Genomic DNA, 12,765 nt, shown 5'->3' on the forward strand with positions numbered 1-12,765 from the left:
GGGACATGCACGTCCCACCCAGCAAGCACGGTCCCCAGAGGATCCGAGACCACGGAGATTCGATCATGCGGAAGCTGATAGCGACAGTGTTCAACTACTCCCTCGACGGCCTTCTCGCCGACGAGGGCACCGAGTTCTGGAAGTTCTGCTTCGACCTGCCCGAGAACCGTCAGCCTGACGACCCGGCGCACCTCGACTTTCTCCAGAGCGCGTACGCGCACGTCATGGGTCGCACCGCCTACGAGGGAATCGCCGAGGGGATGACGACGGCCACCGATCACCCGTTCTCCGGCATCCTGACCGCCGGGCGCAAGGTCGTCTTCTCCCGGTCCCTGAAGACGGCCGACTGGGCCAACACCACGATCGCCGCCGGCGACACGGCAGAAGAGATCGACAAGCTCAGGCTGGGCGGCGACGGCCACATCGTGGTCTGGGGCGGCGTCAGCCTCTGGCGGTCGCTCATGCGGCTCGACCTGATCGACGAGCTCCGGCTGAGCATGTTCCCCTACATTGCAGGCGAGGGCACTCGGCTGTTCGACGGCGTCCCCCAGTCCTACCAGCTCGACCTGGTCTCAAGCACCGCCTCCGGCAGCGGGGTCGTATATCTGCGGTACCGTCGACACCGCTGATCCAGCAGCCGACATGCACATGACGATCAGTGTGCGAAGGCCTGGGCGACGGCAAGACTGTCTTCATAGACGTGGTGCCGTGTGACGAGGCCGTTCTCGACGCTGAGGTGCAAGGCGAACCGGGCGCGATAGGCGCGCCCGGTGGATCGGGCAGTCTGCCGGATCTCACCCAGAACGACCGCGTCATCACCGTCGACCAGAATGCGCTCAACCTGAGTGTCCACCTGCTCAGGAACGTGGTGCTCGGCGATCTCCCGGTAGTGGGCAGCAGCATCAGCACGGCTGGACCGGTGCCGGATCCACGGTGTGGCGGTGCGGCCGTGCTCCGCCTCGGGCCAGTCCAGCTTCCAGTCGCTGTGCTCGGCGTACATCTCAGCGATCTGTTCCGGGTCGCCTTCACCGATCCGGCGCAGCAACTCCTCCACCACGGCACGCGTGCTCATGGACGTGGCGACTACCGACATGGCCGGCCTCCTCAGACCCACAACCGGATTGGACGAACCCACCTTGCCAGCGCCTCCTATACCGCGGCGATTACCTCCGACGTAATCGGCCCGCGCATGAGGTGCGTCCGGTGCGGATCAGATGGACATGCTCTGGAAGGCCGTGGACGATGCCACGGCCTTCCAGATTGCTCCGGTCACGGGCTCGGCCCAGCTGGCGGACATCACCGCGTTGGCCGGGCAACCCTTGCCGATCATGGTGAAGTGGCCGGCACGTTCAGGCTGAGATCTCAGCGGTGGGGGCGGCGGAGATGCCAGATGATCAGGGCGGGGGTGTCGTGGTAGGCGGCCGCGGCCGCCTCGGGGCACCATTGCTGGGCGAGCGGGCCGCCGTGCCCGCCGGGCACCTCGCCCCACCTGGGTTCGTGGCAGGCCACGATCTCCAGCCCGGCCCCGTGGATCGCGGCGATGTAGTCGCCGGCCAGGAAGCGGCCGGCCGGCATCGCCCGGAGGCCGCCGTCCGACCCGCCCACCATGGCCACGCCGCCCAGGTAGAGCGAGAGCACGTGAATGTCCGACAGCACGATGTGGCCGCCGGGTCGGGTCACCCGGGCGAACTCGCGCAGTGCCGGCCCAAGAGCCGGCTGGTGGGTCAGTGCCAGCGAGCAGACCACCAGGTCGAAGCTCGCGGACTCCACCGGCAGGTCGTGGAGGTCCGCCTGGTGAAACGTGCCGTTCGGCGTCTTGGCCCGGGCCAGGGCGAGCATTTGCGCCGACGAGTCCACTCCGACGACCTCGTGCCCCAGCCCGGCCAGGAACGCGGCGTGCCTTCCGGTGCCGCACGCGGCGTCCAGTGCCCGGCCCGGCGGCAGGGTGGTGAGGATGCGCCGGACCGGCGGCTCCTCCGCGGCGATCAGCGGGTTCTCCTCGGAGTCGTACCGATCGGCCCACTGCGCGTATCCCTCCACCGTGGAGACGTGGCCGACGACGGCTCCCGCGCTCAGCGCCAGGTCCCGGTCGGCGGTCAGCCTGCGGATCTCGGCGATCCGCCGAGCCACGTACTCCTCGTCGCCGAGATCACCGGCCTGTGCACGCAGCAGTGCCACGCCTTCAAGCGCCAGGAGCCAGGCCAGCGGATGAACGTAAGAGGGCATGCGGGAACAGTAAGGAACACGGCCGGGTCCGAGCCATCCAATAAACCGCCGGGCAGATTCGGTGCCGGGCTCGTCCGCGTCTAGATTGCGGACATGACTTCCGACGATCTCATTCCGTCCGCTGGTGAGTCGCCGCTGGTATCGCGGCCGGTGACCCAGGCCGTAATCCTCGCCGGCGGGCACGGATCACGCCTGCGCCCCTACACCGACACCCGGCCCAAGCCGATGGTCGAGATCCCGGGCACCGGTCTTCCCATCATCGGCCACCAGCTGGAATGGCTGGCGGCGGAGGGAGTCACCGACGCCGTCATCTCCTGCGGCTACCTCTCCGAGGTGGTGCTCGACTGGCTGAGCACGGCACACCTGCCGCTCAAGGCGATCCCCGTGGTCGAGGCCGAGGCGCTCGGACGCGGTGGCGGGCTGAAGTTCGCCGCCGCCTCGCTACCCCGCCCGAGCGAGCCCTGGTACGCCACCAACGGCGACATCTGGACCCGCTTCAGCCTGCGCGCCATGGCGGACTTCCACCATGCGCGTGACGCCCATGCCACCCTTGCCCTGGCCCGCCCTCGACTCCCCTGGGGGACCGTCGACGTCGACCGTTTCGGCAACGTCCTGGACTTCGTCGAGGCTCCGCCGTCGCCCTATCCGGTGAATGCCGGCGTCTACGTCTTCTCCGCCTCGTTCACCTCGATGCTCCCGGATCTCGGCGACCACGAGCGAAGCACGTTCCCCCGCCTTGCCCGCGAGCGCCGCCTGGCGGGTTACGAGTTGCCGCAAGGGGTGTACTGGCGAGCCATCGACACGGCCAAGGACCTGAACGAGGCCGCCAAGGAACTGGCTGCCTTCCGCATGAAGGACACGACGCCCTGACCCGCCTCCCGCCGCTCACTCAGGCGCGGCGGCTTTGATGCGTTCGAGTAGGGGCGGGCTCCAGTGGGTGCCGTAGGCGGCCTGCAGTCGTGACAGTCGCCAGTCGTCCCCGGTGACGACGCGACGGCAGGAAGGCGAGTCACAACGGCAGGCCATCGACCAGGCTTCGACGCCGGTGAGCGTGGCGTAGTCGATGGTGAGTTCCTCGCCTGGGCCGATGTCGCGTCGTGCGATCACCGTTGTCGCGTCGCGGTGCCAGAGGTTGGGATCGCAGGAATGGTTGCCGTAGCGCACCGGGTGGGCGGGGTCGAGAAGCAGGTGGACGCCTTCCTCGACGGTAAGGCTGCTGTAGGGCGGTGTGAGGCGCGTCAGAGCCTCGTCGCTGATGATCCGTCCGCCGAACCGCATCACGACCTCGTCCTGGCGGATCTGCTCGATGGCGAACAGGCCGGTGCCGTCGATCGGAGAGAGCCGGGGCTGAGCGCTCGGGGTGAGCCAGCATTCCGTCGGGTAAGTCCAGCTCATCATGGGACGTCCTCTCAAGAGGCGAAACCCGCAGATTGGAGCGGGAGATCAGAGGATGCGCGCGGCCGCCTCTGCCCACGCCTGGGAGTCGCCGGACGGCTCGTAGCGGCGCAGCGGCTGGGAGGAGGCGACCAGCGCGCGCATCTCCTCCAGATCCGAGACGAGACCTGCCGCCCGTGCCTGCACGAGCACGTTGCCGAGCGCGGTCGCCTCTCCGGGCCCGGCCACCACCGGCAGCCCGCAGGCGTCGGCGGTCAGCTGGCACAGCAGCTCGTTACGCGAGCCGCCGCCCACCAGGTGGACGACCTCCACGTCGCGCCCCGACAGCTCTATCGCCTGCCGCACCGCCAGCCGGTGCCCGAGCGCCAGGCTCTCCAGCACGCACCGCACGTACGCGGCCGGGGACGACGGAGGCTCCTGGCCGGTGCGGCGGCACTCGGCGGCGATTCTGGCCGGCATGTCACCGGGGGGCAGGAACGCGGGCTCGTCCGGGTTCACCACGGCCGTGAACGGCCGTTCGCCCGCCGCGGCCTTCAGCAGCTCGCCCAGGTCGGAGCCGGGCCAGGCGCGCAGGCACTCCTGCAGCAGCCACAGCCCCATGACGTTGCGCAGATAGCGGACGGTGCCGTCGATGCCCGCCTCGTTGGTGAAGTTCGCGGCCCGGCTCTCGGGCGTCAGCACCGGCTCCGGCAGCTCCACCCCGGCCAGCGACCAGGTGCCGCACGAGATGTAGGCGAACGCGGAACCGGACGCGGGAACGGCGGCCACGGCCGAGGCGGTGTCGTGCGAGCCCACCGCCATGACGGGCGCGGACCAGCCGCCGACCACGTCGGCCACGTGCCGCCGCAGCTTGCCGACCGCCTCGCCGGGCTGCCGCAGCGGCGGGAAGAGCCCGGCGGGCAGCCCGAGCTGCTCGATCAGGGGGAACGCCCACGACCTGGTGCGCACGTCGAGCAGCCCCGTCGTGGAGGCGTTGGTCACCTCAGCGCCCACCTCGCCGGTGAGCCAGTAGCCGATCAGGTCGGGGATCAGCAGCATCGTCTCAGCCTCGCCGAGCCGGTCGTCGGCCAGCAGCTGGTAGATCGTGTTGAACGGCAGCACCTGCAGCCCGGACACGTCGTAAAGCGCTTCCGCCCCGACCTGCTCGGCCACCCGCTCGGACACCCCTCGCGTGCGGTCGTCGCGGTAGTGCACCGGGTTGCCCAGCAGCCGGTACGCCTCGTCGAGCAGCCCGTAGTCGACCGCCCACGAGTCCACGCCGATGGACGACACCGGGCCCGCGTCGCGCAGGCCGGCGATGATCTCTTCGTAGAGCTCGGTGATGTTCCAGTAGAGGCGGCCCGCCTGGTCGATCGGCCCGTTGGGGAAGCGGCGGACCTCGGTCAGCTCCAGGCCGTCGGACAGATCGGCCAGCATCACCCGGCCGCTGGAGGCTCCGAGGTCGACGGCGGCGAAACGGCGGCTCATTCAGTGGACTCCCTGGCGACGAGCTCCGGCTGGAACATGATGTGCTGGTGCGCGTGCGTGTCCGGGTTGTCGCACTCGTCCAGCAGCAGCTCGGTGGCGATCCGGCCGAGCTGGTACGTCGGCTGCCGCATCGAGCTGAGCGACACGGTGGAGGCGGCGGCGAAGTCGATGTCGTCGTACCCCATCAGCGCCACGTCCTCAGGAACCCGCACCCCGGACCGCAGCAGCGCGCGCAGCACGCCGAGCGCGAGCAGGTCGTTGGCGCAGAACACGGCCTCGGGCAGGCCGCCCGCGATCAGGTCGGCGGCGGCCTTCTCGCCCGCGCGGGCCGTCATCGTGGCGGCCTCGGCGACCTTCAGGTCGTCGGGGTCGAGCCCGGCCGCCCGCATCGCGCCCTTCGCGCCCTCCCGGCGCTCGACGCACTGCCTGATCGTCAGCGGCCCCGTCACGTAGGCGACGCTGCGCGCGCCCTTGGCCAGCAGGTGGGTGACGGCGGCCCGGCCGCCGGCGACGTCGTCCACGGCCACCGCGCACTGGTCGGGCCGGTGCGCCGGATGGTCGACCAGCACCACGCTGATGCCGCGCTCGCGCAGCCGGTCGAGCCGGCCGGGGTCCTCACCGGACGGCGTGATCAGCACCCCGCGCACCCGGTGCTCGGCCAGCACCCGCAGGTTGCGGTCCTCCTTGTCCTGCGAGCCCGCCGAGTTGCCCAGGATCACCGCGTAGCCCAGCTCGCTGGCCACGTCCTCGACCCCGGCCGCGACCTCGGTGAAGAATGGGTTGCCGATGTCGATCACGCTCAGGCCGATCGTCCTGCTGTGCCCGGCGCGCAGCGTCGAGGCCGAGCCGTGGCGGACGAACCCCAGCTCGCTGATCGCCGCCTCCACCCGCTCCCGGGTGGCGGGGGCGACTTTGCCGGGCCGGTTGAGTACGTTGGAGACCGTGCCTGGGGAGACGCCGGCATGCGCGGCGACGTCCTTGATGCTGACCAGGGCCATGAGGGTCTATTAAAACGTACAAACCATGTTTGTGCCAGTCGTGCAGGGGTGGAGCCCCGATCAGCCTGTCTCGGTGCGGCGCAGTTAGTAAAACGTTTGTATCCGCCTTCGTATGTGCGCGCAAGTCCCCTTGTTTCATAACGTTCAAGTAACAGCGACATCACGGGTAGCCCCTCGATTCGCCCTGTCTGCCTGGGCAATCACCCTGGTTGATCAGCGCGAACCCGCTGGCGGCACCAGGAAAGGCCTTGTGCGACGCTGTTGAGGAACGTTTTAATCCCGGTGAACGCAGGCGTGACACGCTGTGAGCGCTAACAGTTAATCGAAAGGCAGGCTTCATGCCGGACGTCATCGCCTACGGTGGGGACTGGAGTCCCGAGCAGTGGCCCGAGGAGACGTGGGAGCAGGATGTCGCGCTGATGCGCGAGGCCGGCGTCAACCGGGTCAGCGTCGGCATCTTCTCCTGGTCGCTGCTCGAGCCGGTGGAGGGCGTGTTCGAGTTCGGCTGGTTCGACCGCGTGATGGACCTGCTGGCCGCGAACGGGATCAAGGCCAACCTGGCCACGCCGACCGCCGCGCCGCCGCCCTGGTTCGGGGACACCTACCCGGAGGCGCTGCCGGTGGACGCCGACGGGCGGCGGCTGTACCACGGCAGCAGACAGGGCTTCTGCCCCAGCTCGCCGATCTACCGCGAGAAGGCGCTGCGCGTCGCCGAGCAGATGGCCACGCGCTACCGCGACCACCCGGCGCTGGCCCTGTGGCACGTGCACAACGAGTACGGCTGCCACAACGCGCGCTGCTACTGCGACACCTCGGCCGCGGCCTTCCGCGCCTGGCTGCGCTCGCACTACTCCTCGCTCGACGCGCTCAACGAGGCGTGGGGCACCGCGTTCTGGTCCCAGCGCTACAGCGAGTGGGCCCAGATCCTGCCGCCGCGCGCCACCCCCACCTTCCCGAACCCGGGCCAGCAGCTCGACTACCGGCGCTTCAGCTCCGACGCGCTGATCGAGCTCTACACCGCCGAGCGCGACCTGCTCAGGAAGATCACCCCCGACGTGCCCGCGACCACGAACCTGATGGCGGGCGCGCACTGGGACATGGACTGCTGGGCCTTCGCCGCCGAGATGGACGTCATCTCCACCGACCACTACCTGATCGGCGCCCGCGCGGAGCCGCACATCGACCTGGCCTTCGCCGCCGACTACGCCCGCTCGCTCAACGGCGGCCGGCCCTGGCTGCTGATGGAGCACTCGACCAGCGCGGTCAACTGGCAGCAGCCGCGCAACCTCGCCAAGAAGCCCGGCGAGCTGCGCCGCAACTCCCTGTCCCACCTGGCCAGGGGAGCGGACGGGATCATGTTCTTCCAGTGGCGGGCCTCCCGCGCGGGCGCGGAGAAGTGGCACTCGGCGATGGTGCCCCACGCGGGCACGAACACCAAGGTCTGGCGCGAGGTGCGCGCGCTCGGCGCCGAGCTGGCCGGGCTGGAGGGCGTGACGGGCAGCACGGTCCAGGCCGACGTCGCGATCCTCGTCGACCACTCCAGCGTGTGGGCCCAGGACCACCCCGCACAGCCCAGCACCGAGATGGACCCGGTGGAGGAGGCCAAACGCTGGCACGCCGCACTCTGGCGGGCCGGCGTCACCTGCGACCTGGCCCACCCGGAGGGTGACCTGACCGGCTACCGCCTGGTGCTGGTGCCCGCGCTCTACCTGGTGAGCGACGCGGGGGCGGCCAACCTCGTCCGGTTCGTGGAACGGGGCGGGGTCGCGCTCGTGGGCCCGTACAGCGGGATCGTCGACGAGCACGACCGGGTGCGGCTCGGGGGCTACCCCGGGGCGTGGCGCGACCTGCTGGGGGTGAGCGTCGAGGAGTTCTTCCCGCTCGACGGGCCGATCCGGCTGGCCTCGGGGTGGTCGGGGAGCGTGTGGAGCGAGGTGGCGCAGGCCACCGGCGCGAAGGTGCTCGACACGTACGCCACCGGTGAGCCCGCCTGGACCCGCAACGAGTGGGGCGAGGGGTTCGCGCACTATCTCACCACCAGGCTCGACGACGACGGTCTGGCCGAGGTCATCGCCGCCGTCGCGGCCGAGGCCGGGGTCGGGCCCGCCGCCGACGCCCCCGCAGGGGTGGAGGTCGTACAACGCTCGCACTCGGACGGCCGCTCCTACCTGTTCGCCATCAACCACACCGGCGAGGACGCCGTCGTGACCCCGCCCGGGGGCGAGCCCGTCACGGTGGCGGCGGGCGACGTGCGCGTGATCCCCACGTGACGCACTGAGCCATCGGCAAGCGGTACCACCCCGTCACCCCCCAGTCTCACCACGGAGGTACAGCACCATGTCCGAAATATCACGACGCGACGCGTTGAAGGGGTTAGCCGCGGCCGGAGCCGCCGTCCCACTGGCTTCGGTGCTGGACTCGCCGGCCGTGGCCGCCCTGGCTACCCCCGACGTCACCCTGCGCTGGCTCGAGGACAAGCCCGCCGAGGTCCCCGGCACCACCTGGGGTGTGCCGTGGCCCAAGGGCGCGGTGGCCAAGGAGCAGGCGTTCGCGCTCACGGCGGCCGACGGCACGGCCGTGCCGGTGCAGACGTGGCCGCTGGCGTACTGGCCGGACGGGACGCTGAAGTGGACGGCCCACGCGCTCGGCCCGGGGACGCCCGCGGCGGAGAAGTACACGCTGCGGGCGGGTACGGCAGCTGCCCCCGCCAGGCCGGTCACGGTCAAGGACGAGAAGCAGTACGTGGACGTGGACACCGGCGTGATCCGCGCCCGCGTACGCAAGAGCGGCAGCGAGCTGATCAGCCAGATCTGGCGCGGCGAGACCGAGATCGCCCGCAAGGGACAGCTCGTCAGCCTCCGGCAGGGCAAGATCGACGACGGTGACGACCGGACCGTCGAGATCGACTCCTACCTCAGCGACATCTCCAAGGTGGAGGTCGAGCAGTCCGGCCCGGTGCGCGCGGTCGTCCGCGTCGAGGGCCGCCACACCTCGAAGAAGGGCAGGTCGTGGCTGCCGTTCACGATCCGGCTCTACTTCTACGCCGGGGCGGAGAACGTGCGGATGGTCCACACGTTCGTGTTCGACCGCGACGGGCAGCACGACTTCATCGCCGGGCTGGGCGTGCGCTTCCGCGTCCCCATGCGGGACGAGCCGTACAACCGGCACATCCGGTTCGTCGGTGACGGGCACGGCCTGCTCGCCGAGGCCGTCAAGGGCATCACGGGCCTGCGCCGCGACCCGGGCGCGGCCGTGCGCAAGGCGCAGGTGGCCGGGCAGCGGCTGCCGGACATCGCCACCTGGGACACCCGCGTCAGCAGCCGCGTCCACCTCATCCCCGACTGGGGCGACTACACGCTCGCCCAGCTCTCCTCGGAGGGCTTCACGCTCAAGAAGCGCACCAGGAAGGGGTACGGCTGGGTCGCCGTCGACCAGGGCAGGCGGGCCTCCGGCTTCGGGTACGCCGGCGGGGCGAGCGGCGGCCTCGCGTTCGGCATGCGCGACTTCTGGCAGCGTCACCCCACCCAGCTCGACATCAGGGGCGCCGCTTCGGAGGAGGCCGAGGTCACGGTCTGGCTCTGGTCGCCGGAGGCCGGGCCGATGGACACCCGCTTCTACCACGACGGCATGGGCCAGGACACGTACCCGGAGCAGCTCGAGGGCCTCAACATCACGTACGAGGACTACGAGCCGGGCTTCGGCACGCCCCTCGGCATCGCGCGCACCACGGAGCTGACGTTCTGGGCGCTGGCCGCCACCCCTGACGCCGCCCGGCTCGGGGCGATGGCGGACGCCGTGCGCACGCCGCCGCTGATCGTCGCGCCGCCCGCGCACCTGGCGGTGGCCAAGGTGTTCGGCGGCCTGTTCAGCCCGGTCGACCGCTCGACGCCGCAGCAGAAGACCGTCGAGGACCATCTCGACTTCCTCTTCGACTACTACAGGAAGCAGGTCGAGCAGCGTCACTGGTACGGCTTCTGGGACTATGGCGACATCATGCACACCTTCGACGAGGACCGGCATGTGTGGCGCTACGACGTCGGGGGCTACGCCTGGGACAACTCGGAGCTGTCGCCGGACCTGTGGCTCTGGTACGCGTACCTGCGCTCGGGACGCTCCGACATCTTCAGGTTCGCGGAGGCGATGACCCGGCACACCGGCGAGGTGGACGTCTACCACCTCGGGCCGTGGGCCGGGCTCGGCAGCAGGCACAACGTGCAGCACTGGGGGTGCAGCGCCAAGCAGCAGCGCATCTCGACCGCCGTCTACCGCCGGTTCTTCTACTTCCTGACGGCCGACGAGCGCACCGGGGACCTCATGCGGGCGCTGGTGGACTCCGACAAGACGTTCCTGGCCATCGACCCGCTCCGCAAGATCCGCACGGAGCCGTACACGCCGGACCCCACGGCCCTCGCGATCGGGCTGGGCACCGACTGGAGCGGCCTGGCCGCCGCCTGGCTGACCGAATGGGAACGCGGCGGGGACCCGGTGGCGGAGAAGAAGCTCAAGGCCACCATGCGGACCATCGCCGCGATGCCCAACGGCTTCGTCACCGGGGAGGGCCTCTACAACATCAACACCGGCGAGTTCGCCCCGGCCGCCCGCAAGGTGTCGGTGTCGCATCTGTCGGCCATGTTCGGCCAGGTCGAGATCTGCGCCGAGCTCATCGACCTCGTGGACATGCCCGACTTCGAGCGGGCCTGGCTCCAGTACTGCCGCCTGTTCAACGCCACCAAGGCCGAGCAGGCCGCCGAGACGGGCGCCGACTTCGGCAACCTCATACTCAAGCAGGGGCACTCCAGGCTGACGGCGTACGCGGCGGTCCGGCTCAAGCGCGACGACCTCGCGTCCCGAGCCTGGACGGAGTTCGCCACGGGGGACGGGTACGCGCCCTCCCTGCCGTGGAAGTCGGAGAAGGTCACGACGACGCTCAACCCGACGGACGAGGCGTCCTGGGTCTCCACCAACACCACGGCCCTGTACGGCCTGGCCGCCATCCAGAACCTCGCCCTCGTCGGCGACAAACTCCCCACATGACCCGGCGCCTGGCGCTCCCGGGCCAAGATCGGGATTAAAACGTGTCATCGATGCGGCGCGCCGGGCCGGTCGCGGCCGACCCGGCGGCGCATTGACAGCGAGCACCAGGAATCATAGTTTCCTGCACGAAGGATTAAAACGTTTTGAAGGGAGTGTCAGTGCAACGCGTCTGCTTCCTGCTGAAAGTCCGCCCAGAGCGGCTGGCGGAGTACCGCGAACGCCACCGAGACGTCTGGCCGGAGATGCGAGAGGCGCTCGCGTGTACCGGCTGGCACAACTACTCGCTCTTCCTCAGAGACGACGGCCTCCTCGTCGGCTACCTGGAGACCGAGGACTTCGAGGCCGCCAAGAAGGCGATGGCCGAGACCGAGGTCAACGCCCGCTGGCAGGCCGAGATGGCGCCGTTCTTCGAGAGCCTCGACGGGCGGCCCGACGAGGGCATGCACCCGCTGGACGAAGTTTTCCACCTGGACTGAACGGGGGAGTAATGACTGACATCAAGGCCGCGCTGCGGGCGCAGCACATCGAGACGCCGTCCTGGGCGTACGGCAACAGCGGCACGAGGTTCAAGGTGTTCACGCAGCAGGGTGTGCCGCGCGACCCGTACGAGAAGCTTGCCGACGCCGCCCAGGTGCACGCCTTCACCGGCATCGCCCCCACGGTCGCCCTGCACATCCCGTGGGACAAGGTGGACGACTACGCCGACCTGGCCAGGCACGCCCGTGACCTGGGAGTGGGCATCGGAGCCATCAACTCCAACGTCTTCCAGGACGACGACTACATGCTCGGCAGCGTCACCAACCCCTCCGCGCGGGTGCGCCGCAAGGCGACCGACCACCTGCTGGAGTGCGTGGACATCATGGACGCCACCGGCTCCGACACGCTCAAGCTCTGGTTCTCGGACGGCATCAACTACCCGGGCCAGGACGACATCAGGGCCCGCCAGGACCGCCTGGCCGAGTCGCTGGCCGAGGTGTACGACCGGCTCGGCGAGGGCCAGCGCTTCCTGCTGGAGTACAAGCTCTTCGAGCCCGCCTTCTATGCCACCGACGTGCCCGACTGGGGCACCGCGTACGCCCACTGCGTCAAGCTCGGCCCCAAGGCGCAGGTCGTGGTGGATACCGGGCACCACGCGCCGGGCACCAACATCGAGTTCATCGTCGCCTTCCTCCTCCGCGAAGGAAAGCTCGGCGGGTTCGACTTCAACTCCCGCTTCTACGCCGACGACGACCTCATGGTGGGGGCGGCGGACCCGTTCCAGCTGTTCCGCATCATGTTCGAGGTGGTACGCGGCGGCGGCCTCGACCCCGAGACCGGGGTGGCGTTCATGCTGGACCAGTGCCACAACATCGAGCCCAAGATCCCGGGCCAGATCCGCTCGGTCATGAACGTCCAGGAGGCCACCGCCAAGGCCCTGCTCGTGGACCGCGAGGCGCTGGCCACCGCCCAGTCCGAGGGCGACGTGCTGGGCGCGAACGCCGTGTTCATGGACGCCTTCAACACCGACGTGCGGCCGCTCCTCGCCGAGCTGCGTGAGGAGTCGGGCCTCGCGCCCGACCCGATGGCCGCGTACGCCAAGTCCGGATATTTCGAGAAGATCGCCGCCGAGCGCGTCGGCGGCAACCAGGCCGGCTGGGGGGCCTGA

General features: G+C 69.9%; 12 protein-coding genes. 7 read left to right on the forward strand and 5 right to left on the reverse strand.

Annotation, left to right across the window (positions count from 1 at the left end):
- Nucleotides 1–65 precede the first annotated feature (65 nt).
- Nucleotides 66–629, forward strand: a complete 564-nt coding sequence (locus tag ABD830_RS30720) for a dihydrofolate reductase family protein (RefSeq protein WP_344994936.1) — start codon at nucleotides 66–68, stop codon at nucleotides 627–629.
- Between the two features lie 26 nt (nucleotides 630–655).
- On the opposite strand, the gene ABD830_RS30725 is transcribed toward ABD830_RS30720, so the two are convergent.
- Entirely contained in the window at nucleotides 656–1,093 is a 438-nt protein-coding gene (locus tag ABD830_RS30725) for a nuclear transport factor 2 family protein (protein WP_344994939.1), read from the reverse strand.
- A 121-nt stretch (nucleotides 1,094–1,214) separates the two neighbouring features.
- On the opposite strand from ABD830_RS30725, the gene ABD830_RS30730 reads away from it, so the two are divergent.
- Nucleotides 1,215–1,358 carry a hypothetical protein gene (locus ABD830_RS30730; protein ID WP_344994941.1) on the forward strand — a complete coding sequence of 48 codons (144 nt, stop codon included), beginning with the start codon at nucleotides 1,215–1,217 and terminating at the stop codon, nucleotides 1,356–1,358.
- A gap of 4 nt (nucleotides 1,359–1,362) precedes the next feature.
- Here ABD830_RS30730 and ABD830_RS30735 read toward each other — a convergent pair whose 3' ends face one another.
- Nucleotides 1,363–2,226: a class I SAM-dependent methyltransferase gene (locus ABD830_RS30735; protein WP_344994944.1), complete on the reverse strand. Its 864-nt coding sequence runs from the start codon at nucleotides 2,224–2,226 to the stop codon at nucleotides 1,363–1,365.
- A gap of 93 nt (nucleotides 2,227–2,319) precedes the next feature.
- Here ABD830_RS30735 and ABD830_RS30740 point away from each other — a divergent pair, with 93 nt between their 5' ends.
- Nucleotides 2,320–3,096, forward strand: coding sequence for a nucleotidyltransferase family protein (locus tag ABD830_RS30740; RefSeq protein ID WP_344994946.1), 777 nt, complete (start codon nucleotides 2,320–2,322; stop codon nucleotides 3,094–3,096).
- Between the two features lie 15 nt (nucleotides 3,097–3,111).
- On the opposite strand, the gene ABD830_RS30745 is transcribed toward ABD830_RS30740, so the two are convergent.
- Genes ABD830_RS30745 through ABD830_RS30755 form a run of 3 tightly spaced genes read right to left on the reverse strand, consistent with a single transcriptional unit; the run spans nucleotide 3,112 to nucleotide 6,086 of the window.
- Complete coding sequence (locus ABD830_RS30745) at nucleotides 3,112–3,624, reverse strand: SET domain-containing protein (RefSeq protein WP_344994949.1); 513 nt, start codon at nucleotides 3,622–3,624, stop codon at nucleotides 3,112–3,114.
- Nucleotides 3,625–3,669: 45 nt separating this feature from the next.
- Nucleotides 3,670–5,088: a rhamnulokinase gene (locus ABD830_RS30750; RefSeq protein ID WP_344994952.1), complete on the reverse strand. Its 1,419-nt coding sequence runs from the start codon at nucleotides 5,086–5,088 to the stop codon at nucleotides 3,670–3,672.
- Nucleotides 5,085–6,086 carry a LacI family DNA-binding transcriptional regulator gene (locus ABD830_RS30755; RefSeq protein WP_344994955.1) on the reverse strand — a complete coding sequence of 334 codons (1,002 nt, stop codon included), beginning with the start codon at nucleotides 6,084–6,086 and terminating at the stop codon, nucleotides 5,085–5,087. The genes ABD830_RS30750 and ABD830_RS30755 overlap by 4 nt, the downstream gene beginning before the upstream one ends.
- A 338-nt stretch (nucleotides 6,087–6,424) precedes the next feature.
- Between ABD830_RS30755 and ABD830_RS30760 the strand changes: the two genes are divergently transcribed.
- The 4 genes from ABD830_RS30760 to rhaI all read left to right on the forward strand — a co-directional run bounded on the left by ABD830_RS30760 (nucleotide 6,425) and on the right by rhaI (nucleotide 12,765).
- Complete coding sequence (locus ABD830_RS30760) at nucleotides 6,425–8,356, forward strand: beta-galactosidase (protein WP_344994958.1); 1,932 nt, start codon at nucleotides 6,425–6,427, stop codon at nucleotides 8,354–8,356.
- A gap of 67 nt (nucleotides 8,357–8,423) precedes the next feature.
- Complete coding sequence (locus ABD830_RS30765) at nucleotides 8,424–11,120, forward strand: exo-rhamnogalacturonan lyase family protein (RefSeq protein ID WP_344994960.1); 2,697 nt, start codon at nucleotides 8,424–8,426, stop codon at nucleotides 11,118–11,120.
- A 158-nt stretch (nucleotides 11,121–11,278) separates the two neighbouring features.
- Nucleotides 11,279–11,596, forward strand: coding sequence for an L-rhamnose mutarotase (locus tag ABD830_RS30770; RefSeq protein WP_344994963.1), 318 nt, complete (start codon nucleotides 11,279–11,281; stop codon nucleotides 11,594–11,596).
- 11 nt (nucleotides 11,597–11,607) lie between these two features.
- Nucleotides 11,608–12,765 carry an L-rhamnose isomerase gene (gene rhaI, locus ABD830_RS30775; RefSeq protein ID WP_344994965.1) on the forward strand — a complete coding sequence of 386 codons (1,158 nt, stop codon included), beginning with the start codon at nucleotides 11,608–11,610 and terminating at the stop codon, nucleotides 12,763–12,765.

The organism is Nonomuraea helvata (assembly GCF_039535785.1).
Taxonomy (GTDB): domain Bacteria; phylum Actinomycetota; class Actinomycetes; order Streptosporangiales; family Streptosporangiaceae; genus Nonomuraea; species Nonomuraea helvata.